Source organism: Arthrobacter sp. 49Tsu3.1M3, assembly GCF_900168135.1.
Classification (GTDB): Bacteria; Actinomycetota; Actinomycetes; order Actinomycetales; family Micrococcaceae; genus Arthrobacter.
The window spans coordinates 40,743-57,128 of the sequence record NZ_FUZD01000013.1 but is presented as its reverse complement, the minus strand read 5'-3'; the positions used below and the strand labels follow the sequence as shown (position 1 = coordinate 57,128).

At 65.9% G+C, this 16,386-nt stretch carries 10 protein-coding genes and 1 pseudogene; 7 read left to right on the top strand and 4 right to left on the bottom strand.

Features of this window, described 5'->3' with window-relative positions; genetic code table 11:
* Positions 1–10: 10 nt before the first annotated feature.
* On the bottom strand, positions 11–964 hold the full coding sequence (locus tag B5X90_RS14130; protein ID WP_079554085.1) for a lipid kinase: 954 nt from the start codon (positions 962–964) through the stop codon (positions 11–13).
* 279 nt (positions 965–1,243) lie between these two features.
* Between B5X90_RS14130 and B5X90_RS14125 the strand changes: the two genes are divergently transcribed.
* A complete protein-coding gene (locus tag B5X90_RS14125; RefSeq protein WP_079554083.1) occupies positions 1,244–1,531 on the top strand; it encodes a hypothetical protein in 288 nt (95 codons plus the stop codon).
* 106 nt (positions 1,532–1,637) lie between these two features.
* On the opposite strand, the gene B5X90_RS14120 is transcribed toward B5X90_RS14125, so the two are convergent.
* Positions 1,638–3,311: a thiamine pyrophosphate-binding protein gene (locus B5X90_RS14120; protein WP_079554081.1), complete on the bottom strand. Its 1,674-nt coding sequence runs from the start codon at positions 3,309–3,311 to the stop codon at positions 1,638–1,640.
* A 119-nt stretch (positions 3,312–3,430) separates the two neighbouring features.
* A complete protein-coding gene (locus tag B5X90_RS14115) occupies positions 3,431–3,934 on the bottom strand; it encodes an Lrp/AsnC family transcriptional regulator (protein WP_079554078.1) in 504 nt (167 codons plus the stop codon).
* Positions 3,935–4,027: 93 nt separating this feature from the next.
* On the opposite strand from B5X90_RS14115, the gene hisC reads away from it, so the two are divergent.
* The gene (hisC, locus tag B5X90_RS14110; RefSeq protein WP_079554076.1) at positions 4,028–5,125 is read left to right on the top strand and encodes a histidinol-phosphate transaminase; all 1,098 of its coding nucleotides are present in this window, start codon (positions 4,028–4,030) and stop codon (positions 5,123–5,125) included.
* Positions 5,126–5,177: 52 nt separating this feature from the next.
* The gene (locus tag B5X90_RS14105) at positions 5,178–6,590 is read left to right on the top strand and encodes an amino acid permease (protein ID WP_079554074.1); all 1,413 of its coding nucleotides are present in this window, start codon (positions 5,178–5,180) and stop codon (positions 6,588–6,590) included.
* 399 nt (positions 6,591–6,989) lie between these two features.
* On the opposite strand, the pseudogene B5X90_RS21680 reads toward B5X90_RS14105, so the two are convergent.
* A pseudogene (locus B5X90_RS21680) lies at positions 6,990–7,118 on the bottom strand (LacI family DNA-binding transcriptional regulator); the annotation flags it as partial.
* A gap of 1,284 nt (positions 7,119–8,402) precedes the next feature.
* Here B5X90_RS21680 and B5X90_RS14095 point away from each other — a divergent pair.
* Genes B5X90_RS14095 through B5X90_RS14080 form a run of 4 tightly spaced genes read left to right on the top strand, consistent with a single transcriptional unit; the run spans position 8,403 to position 16,280 of the window.
* Positions 8,403–10,079 carry a hypothetical protein gene (locus tag B5X90_RS14095; RefSeq protein ID WP_079554072.1) on the top strand — a complete coding sequence of 559 codons (1,677 nt, stop codon included), beginning with the start codon at positions 8,403–8,405 and terminating at the stop codon, positions 10,077–10,079.
* Positions 10,079–10,816: a hypothetical protein gene (locus tag B5X90_RS14090; protein WP_079554070.1), complete on the top strand. Its 738-nt coding sequence runs from the start codon at positions 10,079–10,081 to the stop codon at positions 10,814–10,816. The genes B5X90_RS14095 and B5X90_RS14090 overlap by 1 nt, the downstream gene beginning before the upstream one ends.
* The gene (locus tag B5X90_RS14085) at positions 10,813–15,213 is read left to right on the top strand and encodes a hypothetical protein (RefSeq protein WP_079554068.1); all 4,401 of its coding nucleotides are present in this window, start codon (positions 10,813–10,815) and stop codon (positions 15,211–15,213) included. Before B5X90_RS14090 ends, B5X90_RS14085 begins: the two co-directional genes overlap by 4 nt.
* The gene (locus B5X90_RS14080) at positions 15,210–16,280 is read left to right on the top strand and encodes a hypothetical protein (protein ID WP_079554065.1); all 1,071 of its coding nucleotides are present in this window, start codon (positions 15,210–15,212) and stop codon (positions 16,278–16,280) included. Before B5X90_RS14085 ends, B5X90_RS14080 begins: the two co-directional genes overlap by 4 nt.
* Positions 16,281–16,386 lie beyond the last annotated feature (106 nt).

Here is a 16,386-nt window from a genome sequence, read left to right as displayed (position 1 = left end):
CCATAATGCTTCAGGACGGCCCGCCCGCGGCGCCCGGCCCGTCGAACAGCGCACTGGTGCTGCTCTGGGGAACGACCACGTGGACGGCGTTGCGCTCGATGGTGAAGTCGGCCGGCGTGGTGACGGCGATCTCGCCGTCGAGGTTCACCGGCATCTGCGGCTCAGTGACCAGCCGCACATGCCGGCTGGTCAGGTGGTACACCCGGTCGTGTTCGATGAAGCTCCCGTCCTTGAGCAACCGTGCGATACTCACGTGCTCCCGGAGCGGCCCCGCCAGGATGGCGTAGATGTCAAGGATGTGATCGTCGATCCCTGCCGTGGGGGAGACCGTGTTGCCACCGCCATAGTGCCGGCCGTTGCCGACGGCCACCTGAAGCAGGTCCTCGAGCTCCAGCGGCTCGTGGTCCCCCTCGGGGAACTCGAGGCGGGCCCGGAACGGCTTGTGCCGGGCATAAGCCCCAAGCGTGGCGATGCCGTACGCCAGCGGCCCGACGTACCGTTTCAGGCGGGGGCTGAGAGCTTCGGTAACTGCCACCGAGAGGCCCACGGACGCGACGTTGAGGAACGGCTCACCGTTGGCCCGGCCCAGGTCGATGTCCACCACCTTCCCTTCGGCGACAGCAGCGCACGCCTCGGCAACATTGCTCGGAATCTCCAGCGTGCGGGCGAAGTCATTGGCGGTGCCCAGCGGAAGAACGCCGAGCCCAACGTTGGTGCCGGCAACCCGGCCGGCGGCGTAGCACACCGTCCCGTCGCCGCCTCCAACAACGATCATGTCGTGCCCGTCCGCAAGCACCCGATCAAGCGTCCCGGCCAGGTCTGCCCCGGACAGCACGTGGTGCACGGAGGAGATGGGCACTCCTGCCTTGCGCATCGTGTCCACGGCAAGTTCGGGTGCCGCCCCTCGGCGGGATCCGGCGTTGATGACAACGGCGGCAGAGCGTGCGTCCCGGGCAGTCTTCATGTGGGCCATGCTAGGGGACGGACCTGTGCGTCTACTATGGCGCCGGCGCCATTCGGAGAAGTCCACAGGTGCCTTGCGTAAAACGTGAGCCTTCCCACCTTATTGTGAGTAGATCACAATACGCCTGTAAAGTTGGGTGCAGGACGCCGTAGCCCTTGAGTACCGCACCGGTGAAGACACCCGGGACAGCCGGGCAAGCGACACAACGCGCAACCGCCCTCCTGCTTGAGCGGCACAAGAACCTGTACGCCCCTCATCGCGAAACCCCACGGAGACTCCATGACTTTGCTGACCGAACGCCCCGCAACCTCCTCATCCACCACCGAAGCCACCCTCAAAGCCGCTACCGGCCCCAGTGTCGCTGACACCGCAGTGCGCGGCGGCAGCTACGTGACCCTCCCCGACGGCAGCGTCCCCGCCGGCGTCGAGGGCAGCTATGTCACGGTCGCTGGCGCACGAAACCTGCCCCCCGTCACCCGCGGCAGCTATGTCACAACTGACGGCGCTCCCGTAGTTGCCGCCGGCGCCATCGAGGGCAGCTACGTAACGCTTCCGACGGCGGCCTAGGGTCCAGCGCCCTGCGGGGATAGCACCACCGCCGGACATAAAAGGAGGCCGACGGCGACGACACTGGATGTCGTCGTCAGCCTCCTTTTTCGTGCCAGCCGGACAGCTAGCCCGCCACCGCCGCCTTCGCGGCCTGCGAGGCCTGCATCCACTCGCTCAGCCACGGGGCCCGCACGCTCGAGGTGATCCGGCAGTCGGCCACGAAGGTTCCCCTGGCGCCGGCGTCGATCCAGTCCTGGAGCGCGGAAAGGTCCTCCAGTGAGCGGATGATCGCGGATTCGGCTCCGAGCGCGCGGGCGATACTGCTGAAGTCCACCTCGGGGATCAGCATGGGCTTTTCGGTCAGGCCTCGGGAGCCGTACTGGTGGATTTCGGCTCCGTAGGCGGCATCGTTGTAGATCACCACGACGGCGCTGCTGGCCGCGCCAATCAGCGATTCGAGGTCGGACAGGCCCATCAGGAAACCGCCGTCGCCGGATGCCAACACCAGGGTGCGGCCGTCCTCCACCGCGCGGGCTGCCCCGACGGCGCTGGCAAGGCCCAGTCCGATGGCCTGGTAGGCGGTCCCGACCATGACCAGGTCCTGCGGCCTCGGGATGCGCCAGTACATGGGTGCCCAGCCCACGAAGTGCCCTCCGTCCTGGACCACCGTGCGGCGCTCCGGCAGCACCCCATCCAGTGCCAAGGCGAGGGGACGCGGGTCCAGCCGGCCGTCCGGCGTCTCCGCTGAGCCTGGATGGTGGGCCGGTCCCTCGGCCAGGCGCTTGCGGGCCTCCGCGCGCCAGGCTTCTGCGGGGCTGGCGGCCAGTACGGCCGGGTCATCCAGCAGCGCAAGGATGTGTCCCGCAGCAGACTTCACGTCCGCGCTGACAAACGTGTCCACCCGGGGGTGCGTCGGCTGCAGGGCGGCGTCGATCTGGATGACCGTGCTGTCCGGGCCGAGCAGGTGCCCGAACCGCATGGTGAAGGGGCTCAGGCTTGCCCCGGCCACGAGGACCACATCGGCCTCACCCATGAGCCCGGCCGCGGTATCAGTGCCGAAGCCGCCCGCGACGCCGAGATACCCGTCGCCCTGGAGGAGGTTGAGCGCCAGTGCGGTTCCGGCGGTCAGCGCGCCGAGGCGGTCGGCGAGCTCGCGGAGTTCCGGGCCGGCGCCGGCGAGATGTGCACCGCGGCCGGCGAGGATCAGCGGCCGCTTCGCCCCGGCGAGCAGGCGGGCTACCTGTCCAAGGCCGCCGTCGACGTCGTCAGTCACTGCCGGTGCCAACGGCGCCGGAAGCTCTTCATCTGCCGCCTCGAGTGACGCGAGGTCGTAGGGGATGGCAATCACGACGGCGGTGCGCTTGGTGCGTGCGTACTCCACCGCCTGCCGCGTGATGGAGCCCGCGGCGTCGCGGGTCACGGTGAAGGTGGCCGCGCCAACGCCTGCGGCGATGGCTGCCTGGTCCACGTCCTGGGGGCGGGCGCCGCTGGTGGGGGCGTCCCCGGTGACCAGCACGACGGGGATCTGAGCCTGCACGGCCTCGGCCAGGGCGGTGAGTGCATTGGTGTAGCCGGGGCCATACGTGGTGGTGCCCGCGGCGAGACGTCCTGACGTCCGGTAGTAGGCGTCGGCCGCGGCGATGGCGGCGCCTTCACGGCGGACGGCGGAGAAGCGGAGGCCCAGCTTTTCCGCGGCGTCCAGGAAGTAGACGTTTCCGTTGCCCATCACGCCGAAGACATCGCTGAGATAGCTGCTGAGAACCTGCGCCACGCGGCCTGAGACGGTAAGTGAAGTCATGCACGAATCTTCTGCGCTGATCCCTGGACAGGCAAGAGAGTCGAATTTGACTGGGATATTTGGCAGGAATGGGCGGGCGCAACTGAAAATATGCCTAATTGTGGCGTGCGTCACCTGGATTACTTCGAAGGGCGGGATTCCTGCTCGGAGAGCCGGGCTAGGAGGCCGTCGTAGCGGGGCGGCATGAGTTCCAGCACGGAGATGGCCGTGCTGGTCCGTTGGATTCCCTCGATTTCCAGGATCTCGTTGGTGATGCGGTAGAGATCGGCCGTGCTGCGGGCCACCACCTTGGCCATGAGGTCCGCGTCCCCGGTGGTGGCGTGAACCTCGATGACCTCGGGAATAGCGGCGAGCCCGTTTTCCACCGCGCCTGTCCGCGTCTGGCTGATGGACAGTGAGAGGAAGGCCATCAGGTCATAGCCCAGCGCGGCGGGATCCAGCCGCCGGCTGAAGGAGCGGAGCGCACCGCTGCGCTCGAGCCGCCCTAGCCGGGAGTGGACCGTGTTCCGTGCGACGCCGAGTGTCCGCGAGAGTGCCAAGGCACTGGCTTCCGGGTCCTTGTCGAGGGCCAGGATGATCCTGCCGTCAAGGGAATCCAAGGTGCGAGGGTTCGGGATGGTCACATTTTCACCACAGTTACTAGAAGTTGAGCAGAAGTCCCAATGGGATGAGGGTATCTTGCATTGTGGGGCGGGTCACAATCATGATCAGTCCTCATGACCAGTGATCAGCTCCTGACCGCACCGGACACCGCGCTCCCCACCCTTCGCGGCGCTGTGGCCGGACTTCCGTCCTACGTCCCGGGCCGCCGCGGCGCCGGCGCAGACATCGCAGCCCTCGCCAGCAACGAAAGCCACTACGAGCCGCTGCCCGCGGCCGCCGCTGCGGTGGCCGAAGCGGCCGGCACCATGAACCGCTACCCGGACAGTGCCGCCGTCGAACTCCGCGAACGGCTGGCCCGGCACCTGGGCGTCACCGGCGGGGAAATAGCGGTGGGATCCGGCAGCGTGGGAGTCCTCCAGCAGATCATCACCGGACTGTGCGACGCCGGCGATGAAGTGATCTTCGCCTGGCGCTCCTTCGAGGCTTACCCCATCCTGGTCGAGCTGGCCGGCGCCCGGCCGGTCCGAATCCCGCTGGACAACGCCGAGGGCCATGACCTCGAGGCCATGGCCGCGGCCGTTACTGACCGCACCAAGGTGATCCTGCTCTGCACCCCCAACAACCCCACCGGCGTGCCGATCAGCCACGAGCGCATCGAGGTCTTCCTGCAGTCCGTCCGTTCCGACATCCTCGTGGTGGTCGACGAGGCCTACGTGGAGTACGCCGAAGCGGGCAGCGGCCCGGATTCCCTGGCGCTCTACCGCCAGCACCCGAACGTCTGCATCCTGCGCACCTTCTCGAAGGCCTACGGACTCGCCGGCCTGCGCGTGGGCTACGCCGTGGCGGCGCCGGCCATCGCCGAGGGACTGCGCCGCACCGCCCTTCCCTTTTCGGTGAGTGCGCTGGCCCAGAAGGCTGCCATCGCGTCGCTGGACGCCGGGGAAGAGATGGAATCGCGGGTGACAGCCGTCAAGCAGGAACGCGCACGGATGGCCGCGCAGCTGGAAGCGCAGGGCTGGAAACTCCAGCCAAGCCAGGGCAATTTCCTGTGGATCCGCGCGGATGACAGCCTCCGGGCGAGGCTGGTGGACGCGTTCGACCGCGCAGACATCCTGGTCCGCGCGTACCAGGGCGACGGTGTGCGGATCACCGTTGCCGATCCCGCCTCCAATGATCGCGTGCTCCGGCTTTTGGAAGCCCACGCTGCTTAGAAACCACTGACCTGAATCCCCATCCGTTCCACCAACAACCAGAGGACTCCCCATGGAACAACAGACAATGACGTCTGGCCGCGCACTGGGCGCCGCACTCAAACCCCGCCAGCTCACCATGATGGGCCTCGGAAGCGCCATCGGCGCGGGCCTGTTCATCGGCTCCGGCGCCGGCATCCAGGCCGCCGGCCCGGCCGTGCTGATCTCCTACCTCGTGGCCGGCACCCTCATCATCCTGGTGATGTGGGCCCTCGGTGAGATGGCCGCCGCCAATCCGGACAGCGGCGCGTTCTCCGTCTATACCGCGAAGGCCTACGGGCCGGTGGCCGGTGCCACGGTGGGCTGGCTCTGGTGGCTGCAGCTCGTGGTGGTGATCGCGGCCGAGGCGCTCGGTGCTGCCGGCCTGCTGGCCACCATCTTCCCGGCCCTGCCGGTGTGGCTGATGGCTTTCGTGTTCATCGTGGTGCTCACCGCTGTGAACCTCACCAGCGTGAAGAACTTCGGTGAATTCGAGTTCTGGTTTGCCCTGCTCAAGGTGGCAGCAATCGTCGGGTTCCTCCTGGTGGGCGCTGCCCTGCTCTTCGGCTGGCTGCCGGGCGTCCAGTCGCCGGGCCTGTCCAACTTCACGGGTGCCGGATTCGCGCCCAGCGGTTTTGCCGGGATTGCCACGGCACTCTTCGTGGTGGCCTTCGCATTCGGCGGCACCGAGATTGTCTCCGTGGCGGCAGCTGAGACCGCCGAGCCTGCCCGCAGCGTGAAGAAGGCAGTCCGGACCGTGCTGTGGCGCATCCTCGTTTTCTACATCGGCGCGATCTTCGTGATCGCTGCAGTGGTGCCCGTGGGTTCGGCGGGGCTGAAGAGCCCGTTCGCCGCGGTGCTGGATGCGGCCGGCATGCCTGGCGCAGCCACTGCCATCACCCTGGTAGCCGTAGCGGCACTGCTCTCCGCCCTCAACGCCAACCTCTACGGTGCCTCCCGGATGGCGTTCTCCCTCGCCGAGCGGGGTGAAGCGCCACGCCTGCTTGCCTCCGTGTCGAAGGCACGTGTCCCGGTTGTCGGAGTTCTCGCCAGCGTCGCCTTCGGCGTTGTCACGGTTGTGCTGGAGCTGGCCTTCCCGGAGAAGGTCCTTCCTGTCCTGCTCAACATCGTGGGCTCGACCTGCCTGCTGGTGTGGACGTCCGCGCTCCTCGCCCAGCTCGCACTGCGCCTCCGCGCCGACCGCGAGGGAACGGAGCTTCCCCTGCGGATGCCCGGCTTCCCGTGGCTCACCGGCATCGGCCTTGTCATCCTCGCGGCGATCTTCACGGTGGGCCTCATCGGCGAGGACTCCCGTCCCCAGCTCCTGAGCACTTTCGCACTCGTGGCGCTCCTGGCCCTGGCGAACTGGATGCATCACCGTTCGGGGAAGGTTGCGCCGGTTGTGGAAGCTTCGGAGCGTGCCAAGGACCCGGTGCTCATCGACTGAATCAGGGGCTGTGGACCCACATCGCGGGTTCGGTGCACGCGGAGGGCGCGTCCGGCTATTGCCGGGCGCGCCCTCCGCGATGCTTAGCCGAGCTGGCCATGCTGACCATAAAGTCGGCCAGTTCGGCCGCTCCGCACTTGCCGGGCACCCGGGGCGCCGCTTTTGTAGAAGAAGCTGCCATTTTTTGTAGAAGAAGCTGCCATTCGCGGTCACCGGGGTGCAGGCGGACTTAGCTCCGGTGCGGCCGAGCATCACTGCGTAGCCGCGTTCCTGGGCTTCCTCCTCAACGCCCTGCATGACCTGGGAGGCCAAGGCGTCCGACACCATCGGTGCAAGCAGCCCGATCACGGAGGTCTGCCGGGTCTTGAGGCCCCGGGCGAGGTAGTCCGTTTCGTAGCTGAGGCTCTTGACCGCGGTCTCGACGCGTTCCCGGGTCTCGTCCGAGTAGCCCACCAGCCCGTTGACAACCCGGGAGACGGTGGCCGGGGAGACGCCGGCGTGCTTGGCGACATCGCGGATGGTGACCACTGTTCCTCCGCCCTGAGGGTGTCTGCGGGTGCTGCGTGAGCCGGCTGTGCGCCGGGTCGCGCAAACGGTTTACGTAAACGGTTTCGTTAGGTGCAGGATCAACAGTAGGGGGTGCGTGCGGGATCGCGTTGAGTTTCGTAAACGTAGGCCGCCAGAGGTGACGGACAAGGGCCTTCCATATCTCCCAAGGAAACGTGGACGGCCCTTTCGCATGACCGGCAGCCTTAGCCGCGCAGCACCCATGCGCAGTTGTGCGGCTGCAGCCAGCCGTTCTCGGCCACCGGCACGGCGCTGAGAGCGCCGTGCCGGTGGGCAGGTGCACTGGCTCGGTTCCCATCGCGACGGCGATCAGAAGGTGTGCGTTGCACTCGCAGGTGAGAGGTTCTCCGCCTTGACCCAGCAGCCTCAGTCGTCCGCGGTGAAAACTAAGTTCTTCCACATCTGACGGCCCAGCTGCAGGGTCGCCTTTCAGGTCCAACGGCGGGTTCTGCTCCTGCCTCTCGATCGCGTAGTTAACCGGTCTGCGGGATGGGGGGGCCAGGGCTCGGAGGACAGCTCAGAGAACAGCTCGGCAGAAACTCCGGGCGGGAAGCTGTGGTTCAGCGCCGCGCCCTCGGTCCAGAGCAGCGGGACGCAGACGCCGCCGCGGGCACACATCGGATCCAGCCGGGCCTCCGCCAGAACGTCGACCTCGGGCAGCCCGAACTCCCGCCTAAGTAGATATAAGCGGCGCCGCTGGCGGGCCCGCAGTCAGAGGCATTCCACTGGATATAGCGGCGCCTCCGCAGCTCCGGGGCAAGCTGGTCACGGGTTTCGGCAGGGGCGCGCGAGTCGTCGCTTGTTAACATCGTTCACCTGGTGATGCCTAGGGATGGGACTCATGGTGTCACTTCTCCTCCGATGGCTGTCATTCATTAAGGAGCATGTCCTACATTTACGTGGTCACGGGGTCAGTTGCCTACGTATTCACGTATTCACGTATTCACGTATTCACGCATTCACTTATTCACTTATGTGGTGCTTTTCAGAATAGTTGAAAGAAAGGCCGGGTGTTGACAGAATTTACTTCAATGGGGAACATGGTGATGAATCCACAGTAAGAAGCCCTGGCACCGACCGAATCTGCCTAAGAAACACGAATGGCTGGTGCACCAGCAGCCCGACTGGACGCTGCACGAGCCAGATGGCACTTACAGTCGGACCCTGCCCCTACAGTGAACTCGAGTGGCCCACCCTTCGGCAGCATTCCGATCAGGGGAGGCCTCGACCGAAGGGAGAGCGCAAATGAACGAAGCTCTGTTCACGGAGGAATCGATTGGCGTGACTGCTCCGTCACCGGCGGTGCACGCATATCGGGCAGCTCCGCTGCAACCCGCCACCGCGGTCCTGGATCCCAGCTTCGCCGACCGCGTCGCCGCCCTCACTCGCTCCCGACCGATCATCGATGGGCTACGGGCCTCGGCCGCCTATCCGGTCTGGCCCGAAAATCTCTACGACGTGGCCACCTTCGCTCTGGCCGTCATCGACATGGTGATCTCGCGGCAGGGATTCGACGATGAGGTCACCCCGGAGGAAGCCACCCGTTACCTGACGACGCTCGCTTCGGCAGCCGCGCCTCAGCGCCCCGCGGACGAGTTCGAGAAAGCGGCGCGCTACACCCTGGACATCCTCCTGAACCGTGCGAACCATGGCAGGAAGTTCAGCTACCAGATTAGCGACTACACGCCCGGCGGCCACCTCCAGCGCGAGGTGACCTTCCGGCTGCTGGAGCTAAAGGAAGACTCCTCTCGTGGGGTCACCGTCCTCAACGCCACCGCGGACGCGATCAACGCCCTCGTCGGCGGACTGGAGTTCGACGTCACCGACGAACAGGTCGCCAATGAGGCAATGCTGGAGAGGCAGCTCGCCCGCGGAGCATTCGCTGCAGCGGAGAAAGCAGCGATCAAGCACCGGGTACTCTCGATTAAGCTCGCCGAGCAGATCCAATCTGTCCTCAACGACACACGTCGGGACCTGCGATCGGTGCTCCAGCTGTGGGAAGTCGAGATGCCGACCCGGCTCGATGAGGCACGCCAGCACATCGTGGACCGGTTGAATACCGAACGCCGTCTGGCGGGCAAAGCCCGGGAATCTCTCGAATCGGACGACCCCAACGTGCGCGCCACCGCCGCCCGCATCAGTGTCACCCTCGACGATTGCTTCCGCCGCCACCAGACGCTTCTGACGAAGGTGATCGGAGCCCGCCAGGTATTCTTCGACGAGCAGGACCGCCAATCGTTCCGAGCCCCGTCCCTAGGGCTGTCCGTGGACATGCTCGAGGATGTCTTTGACCCGTTCTGGGCACTACCAGTCCCACTGGCTCAGCCGCTGGCTGAGCAGTGGCTTGTGCACGTCACCGGTCCCCGTCCGCCTAGGCTGCCGGACCTTGGACGGCTGGTCAATGAGCTGCTCGACACCCGCCGCCGCCCAGAACCGCCCCATGAGACCGTGGACGCCGAAGAGGTCGAGGCAGCGGAACCGCAGACCATCCCGGCTCATGTACGTGAGGCTTCGGTCACCATCGCCGCTGCCGTGGGGCTGCCAGCACGCACCTCGACGCTGATTGTCGCGTGCCTGAGCGCCGAGACCGCTTTGCCGGACCCGGCCGAACGGCTGCAGGCTGCCGACCTCGTCGCTCTTGTCGCCCTGTGGTGTTTTGCTCCCAGCGAGTCCACCAATGAGGACGAACCGCCCAACACGTCACGGCTCAGCGTCGAGCTAGCAACAGCCATGTTCGGTGACCAGGCCGTCTCCGGGACCGACGGCACCGCGCTGGCGCTGCCGGGCTGGAGCGGTGACGATCTTATCGTCGCCGCACATGTCGACCAGTTTGCCAACGCCACCCCTCCGGCACCGACAACCACCTTGCCTTCTAGTGCTCCGACGAGGCCAACCGGCCTCCGTGGCAGGAAGGTGTACTAATGCTCAGTGCGAACGATTACACGGACGTCGGGAAATTGATCGGGTTCGCCATCCAGCCCACCAAACGGCTCTCCGACCCCGACTACCGCCGTACCCTGGCCCGTTACCGGGCGGAGTCGTCCTTCCGCGAAGCCGTCGACGGGATCCTTGAGGGCCTGTCGATGCTGGTCCTCTCCGTCGGCGACTACGGGCTGATCCTCGGGGCGCGCACAGAATCCCCGTTCGCCTTCCGTGCCGGTGACATGTCGCGCAGCCAGGAGCCGCAACACCGGCTACTGAATGGTCTCGTGCTTGCCGGACTCGCTGCCTTCGCGTTTCCTTCGGCCGAAGAGTTGGAGGAGGACCGAGTCCGACAGGTCAATGAGGGTGAACTCGAACAGTGGCTGCGCGTTGTCTGCCGGAAGCTGCAGGGCAAAGAGGCGGCCGGCGAAGTAATCCCCGAAGAGGGCCTGGATCACGCCTGGCGCATCTTCGACGAGTTGCAGACGGATTCGCGCCCGAACCGCACCGTCGGAAGGCTCTCCCTAAACTGCACCCTGTACTGGGTCCACAACGTGCTCAGCTGGCTCGCCGAAAATGGGATGGCCCGTCCGGACACACTCGGCGGCGAAGGCCACTGGCAACTGACCGAGCGATTCCGCGTTCAGGTGCGGCACATGGGTGCTGGCGCCGCCTACGAATATCTCCGAGGCGTCCACGCCGCCTCAGCAGCTACAGATACGGAGAGCCAACCATGACCTACCATCTTGCCTCTTTGCGGATGTGTTCCATTGGAGATCGTTCCGCACGGTTCTCGGACCTCACTGTCTCAACGATCGGTATCGACGGCACCCCGCAGGACCACATAGTGTGGCTGCGCAACGGCGGCGGGAAGTCTTCGCTTCTGTCCCTGTTCTACGCACTGCTACTGCCCCGCAAATACGACTTCATGGGCAGGGGTACGAACCGTGCGCTGACTGACTACATAGACACGGGCGACACCAGCCACACCATCGCAGTGTGGCACTCCGCCACTACCGGAACGCTCGGCGGGTCACCGGAACGGGTTCTGGTCACCGGAGCGGTTTATGAATGGAAGGACCAGCGCAAGCCCGCCAACTTCGCCAGCAGCGAAGACCTGGCCCAAACCTACTACGCGTTCTTCGCCACCCCGGGAGTCTTTGATGCCTACACCCTGCCGGTCACCGATGAGAGCGGATACCGCGTGCGCCGTAACGACTTCATCGGACGGCTTGGAGCCCAGGCAGCTGCACACAACGCGTCCGAATTCGCGATCGTCCACAAGAACTTCGGCGACTGGGAGCGCACGCTGGCCGCCCGGGGCCTGGACCCGGACCTGTTCCGCTCTCAGAAACAGATGAACCACGTCGAAGGCGATGTGGAGAACCTCTTCAAGTTCAAGAACGCCAAGGATTTCATCGACTTCCTGCTGAAGCTGACCGTCTCCCCTGAGGTCACCGACCGCATCGCGGACAGTGTCAGCATGATCGCCGACAGGATCTCCCTGAAGCCGACCAAGATCATCGAGCGAAAGTTCTGCCGCGCCGCCGCCGACGGGCTGCAGCGGCTGGCGGAAGCGTCCAATGCCCAGACCCGGATGGTCGCCGAGCTGGAAGCAGCCACCACGGACGCCAGAGCACTCTCTGCCCGGTTGGGCGCCGCGATTCAGGCCGCGGAGTCGCGACGGGCGGAGATCACGGAGGGAACCGGCATACTCTCCACCGACCGCGCCGGGCTCAGTACCGAAGAGCGCAATAGCACAGCCCTGGCTGCAATGTACCGCCGCCGTGCTGCAGAATTGCGGTTGGCCGAAGCGCAGGAGCAGCTCGAGCTAGCGGAGGAGGCTCGATCCCATGCGCGCCGAACCGTAAAGGTCTGGCAGACGGCTGGCCCGCTGGCCGAGCACCGCGACGCTGCCGACGAACTCGAAGTGGCCCGCGCCGCGGCCGCGGAGGAAGCCCTGGAACTGGCGCCGCTGGCCCTGATCCACGACAATCATGCCGCCGCCTACAAGACCTTGCTGGGTGTTCTCGCCGACGCGTCGACCGCAAGCGCGCGGGAGGCACATGCCGCCTCTTTTGAAGCACTGGACGCGGCCGCTGCGGCAGACAGGCAGGCCGAAGAAGCCAGGGACGCCGCCGGCGATGCGCAAACGGAGGCCGGGAAGTTTCAGGTCCGCCTCGACCAGTACACCGAGCAGCTGCGCGAAGCGGTCGAACACCAGGCACTGCCGGACATAGACGCTGACCCGGTCGCCCACGCCGCTGCCCTGGAAGCGGACCGTGACCTTCGTATCAAGGAGCTGGAGCAGGTGCGGGAGCGCCGTGCAGTGCGGCCTGCTGAACACACTCGACTGAACCAGGACTTTCTCCGCCGGACGGGTGACCGAACCGAGATCCAGAACGAACAGTCGCAGCTCCGTACCGAGCGCGACCTGCACGAGGCCACAGCGGCCCGCCTGGCTGGCGAGGCACGGGTCATCTCCCTCGTTGAAGCCTCCACTGATGAGCCGGTAAACCTGTGGACCGATGCCGAGACCCTGGTGCACGCACTGGAGCGGGAGGTCCGGCGCTCTGACGCCGCCTTGATCACCGAGAAGGTCGCCCTGGCCGACGCCGAACGCACCATTGACGCACACGCCGAGACTGGCTACCTGCCCTCAACCCTGGATGCCGACCGGGTCGTCCGTGTTCTCGCCGAAACCGGCATTGACGCCGTGATCGGGTGGGAGCACCTACGGTCGGAGCTGCCTGACAACCTGCTCCACGAGGCGCTCGCCGACCCGGTCCTGTCCCGCATCGGCGCTGGCGTGGTCGTTGCCACTGACCGGGCTGATGCAGCATGCAACGCCCTGAGCGCCGCCGAGGCGGATACGGTCGCCCTGGTGGATGTCTTCACCGCCGCCGCCGTTGGCTTCGCAGTGTCGGTCCGCATTGCGGAAGGTGAACCATACGTGATGTCTTCCTGGAGCGGACTGGCCCCCGGACTCGTCGACCGTGCCGCCGCCGAGGCGGACGCAGACGCACTGGTGGCCGCCGCCCGTGACCAGGCCTCGTTCTCGACGGCTCTGATTGACGCCCGGGAATCTGATCGGGAACTGCGGCGGGAGGTCGTCGAATTCCTGAACGACTGCCCTGCCGGTCATCTTTCTGACCTTGCGGACCGAATCGCCCACCTCGACGGCAGGCTCGCACAGCTCAACGATGAGATTTCTGCTAACGAGCGGGCCCAGCTCACCCTTGCCGAGGACGACGCCGCAGACCTGATGAAGGAAACGGGGCTCAGCACTTGGATCAGTGGTCTGGGCCAGGCGCTGGCTCGGTTGGCCAGTCTGCTCAGGGGCGGCGCGGTCCGTCGCGGTGAATGGGAAGCGGCCCGTGATGCCGCCACGGCACGGTACCGGGCACTGACCACCCAGGCTGTCAGCCATCGGGCTGCCTCCACAGCCGCCTCCAATCGCAGTCACCAACTGGATCTCGAAGCTCAAGAGCTTGAACGAGAAGCGCAGGTCCACCGTGACCATGCTCGAGAGCTGGCCTACATCGATGAGCCCACTGACATCCCCACGCCGGATGACGTTGCTGGCTTCACCCTGGAGATGCTGCGCCGGCGCACCGACAATGCCCGCCGTGCCCACGACCTCCCGGCCTCCCAGTTCCTGGCCGCCGCCCGGGTCGACGACCTCGCCCGTCGTCTCTTCCAGCTCGACGCCGAGCTGCCCGACGATCCTGACCTGCTGGCCGAGGCGAAGGTAGTGCTATCTACCCCGGCCGGGCAAAGCAGGCAGAACCGCGCTACCGCCCTGGAAGCCGCCGATAAAGCCCTGTCCACCTGCACTGAGACAATCGGTGAGGCCCGCAGCAACGTCGCCAACGCCAAGGAGACCCTCGACAGCACCAACGACCCACGCCGGACCGTGACCCGCCGTGACGCCGTCGAACCGACGGACGCCGCGCACGCGGCTCAGCTCGCCACGGAGCAGGAGGAGATGGCCGCCCGGATGCGTCAGCTTGCATCCGACCTCGAGGAGACCATTGGAGCCCTTAACGATGAAGACCATAGCCTGGAAGTGCGGGCTGAGAAACTGAAAAACCTCGCCTCTGGACTGCCTGAGCCCGCGGAGACTGGCAATCCGGCCGAAGTATTCGCCGGGGACTTCGCGACCGGCGCGACTGCCAGGGACGAGGTTCTGGCAGCGCTGGGTGCCGCACAAACCCGCGTCGATACCGAGGCTCTGTATATCGCCAAGCAGGTGGAGCTGCTTCGGCTCACGGCGGCCGACTACTCGTCCGTTCCGGTGAAGGCCCGCGATCGGCTGCGGTTCGATCCTCCGGACGTGTTGGCCGCGAACGCGCACAAGCTCGCTGCCAGCCTGAACCTGCGGGCCATGCAAATCGACGGTGACCTGGACGCCATCGCCCTCGACCAGGCCGTCGTCACCCAGGCACTTGCAGGCGTGGTCGCTGATAACTTCGACATGTTCCGACGCACCCAGAAGTACTCCCTCCTGCCCGAAGGCCTCGGCGGACTGTCTGGCCGACCACTCCTGAAGATTAGGTTCAACTTGGCCGAGGAAAACCTGCGCTCCCACGTCGAACAGGTCATTGAGGATGCCGTCGCGAAGGGCAATAAGCCCGACGGGATGGACCTTCTCATGGCTTGCACCCACGCAGCCGTCGGAGCCCGCGGGTTCACCGTTAAGGTGGTCAAGCCGGTCTGGGACCAGAGCCCGATCGAGGAGGACGTCGCAGCACTGGGCAAATGGTCCGGCGGCGAACGCCTCACCGCAGGTGTCGCTCTGTACTGCACCATCGCGAAAGTCCGCGCCGTCAATGCTGGCCACAAGGACCAGTCAGGCGGGACTCTGGTGCTGGACAACCCGATCGGACGCGCCTCGCACGGCCCCATGGTCGAGCTGCAGCGCCGGGTCGCCGCCGCTCAGGGTGTACAGCTGATTTACGCCACAGGGCTTCAGGACTTCGACGCAGTGTCACAGTTTCCCACGATCACCAGGTTGGAGAACCGTCGCGGCCTCGCCGGTCGGTACAAGTTTGTCCTCAGGGACGACGACGAGGCGATCACCGGGGCCAGGGTCGCCCACGCCGACCGGCTTGAGGGCCCGGTGGACGCATGAACGACCAGCCACCGCATGATCCTGTCCTGAGCGCACTGGCTGTCACGCTTGCTGTCTGCGTCGACGAGTACGGCTACCGGCGGGTGCCGCTGACGGTGCTGCGCGAGCGGGCCTACGTCGTACATCCGGAGCTATACGGAGATCTGCAGGCCCGCGCACGGCTCCGCGATTCCATAGACGAACTCGCCGTGGCTGGCACGGTGCAGCTGCCAGCAGCGAATTCCAAGACGGGCTGGGACGACTCCATGTCGCCGCGGCTGCCCGCGTGGGTGTCGAAGGTCGTCCGGCCTCCCGAATCGGGGGCCCGGGGACCGAAACGCAAAATCTACCCGGACTGGCTGGAACCCGCTGCAGCCGTCGCCACCCGGGACGACGAGTTCGAGTTGCTCAACAGGGTCGCCGACTGGCGGAGGGATCACGTTGACCTGCTGATAGTGCCGATCGAGGAACGGTCACTGGAGATGTTCGGCGACGAGAAAGCTCTCGGCCGGAGGTCTGGTTCCCGGCTCTTCACTTCCGGTGCCCTGAGCCTGGAGATGCTTGGTTGCCACCGCACGCCGCTTCCGCTGCCTTCCCGGCATATCCCCGGCAATCTCCCCACCCGTCTGTTGGTCTGTGAAAACAGTGCGGCGTACTACTCAATGATCAAGGCTGCCCAAGGCCTATCGCCAGAGGTTCGGCCGGACCTGCACGTGGCATTTGGCGGCGGCAACCAGTTCTCGGTCGGTCACGGCGAGATCGCCTTCCTGGACCCTGTACCGGTGCGGGTCCTCTACTGCGGTGACCTCGACCGTGCAGGGATCCAGATCGCTGCGCGGGCCGCTGAATCGATCGCTGGGGACTTGCCCCTAGAGCCAGCCGTCCCACACTACGAGTGGATGCTGGAACACGGGATTCGTCAGCCGGACGGTAGCAGCCAAGAGACCGTAGACCACGCTCTGGCCTGGTTCCCCGTCGAGCTGCGCCCCCGTGTGCGGGAACTGCTGGCCACCGGAATGAGGATCAGCCAGGAAACTGTTGGACTCCGAGCGCTCACTCAACACCCGGAGCTGATCCAGAGGATGTAACGAGCCCTGCCGATCATCTTTCTGACCACACCAACACCATGATCCTGGCTGTGTCGTTGCCTTCGGCGAGTAGCCAGAGCGTTGGAGCGCATTCAAAACCGCATCC

Bases quoted from the DNA above. Each gene is read 5' to 3' on its own strand.
- B5X90_RS14085 (WP_079554068.1), top strand. From the start codon at position 10,813: ATGACCTACCATCTTGCCTCTTTGCGGATGTGTTCCATTGGAGATCGT.
- B5X90_RS14095 (WP_079554072.1), top strand. From the start codon at position 8,403: ATGAACGAAGCTCTGTTCACGGAGGAATCGATTGGCGTGACTGCTCCG.
- B5X90_RS14120 (WP_079554081.1), bottom strand. From the start codon at position 3,311: ATGACTTCACTTACCGTCTCAGGCCGCGTGGCGCAGGTTCTCAGCAGC.
- B5X90_RS14125 (WP_079554083.1), top strand. From the start codon at position 1,244: ATGACTTTGCTGACCGAACGCCCCGCAACCTCCTCATCCACCACCGAA.
- B5X90_RS14080 (WP_079554065.1), top strand. From the start codon at position 15,210: ATGAACGACCAGCCACCGCATGATCCTGTCCTGAGCGCACTGGCTGTC.
- B5X90_RS14105 (WP_079554074.1), top strand. From the start codon at position 5,178: ATGGAACAACAGACAATGACGTCTGGCCGCGCACTGGGCGCCGCACTC.
- hisC (WP_079554076.1), top strand. From the start codon at position 4,028: ATGACCAGTGATCAGCTCCTGACCGCACCGGACACCGCGCTCCCCACC.
- B5X90_RS14130 (WP_079554085.1), bottom strand. From the start codon at position 964: ATGAAGACTGCCCGGGACGCACGCTCTGCCGCCGTTGTCATCAACGCC.
- B5X90_RS14090 (WP_079554070.1), top strand. From the start codon at position 10,079: ATGCTCAGTGCGAACGATTACACGGACGTCGGGAAATTGATCGGGTTC.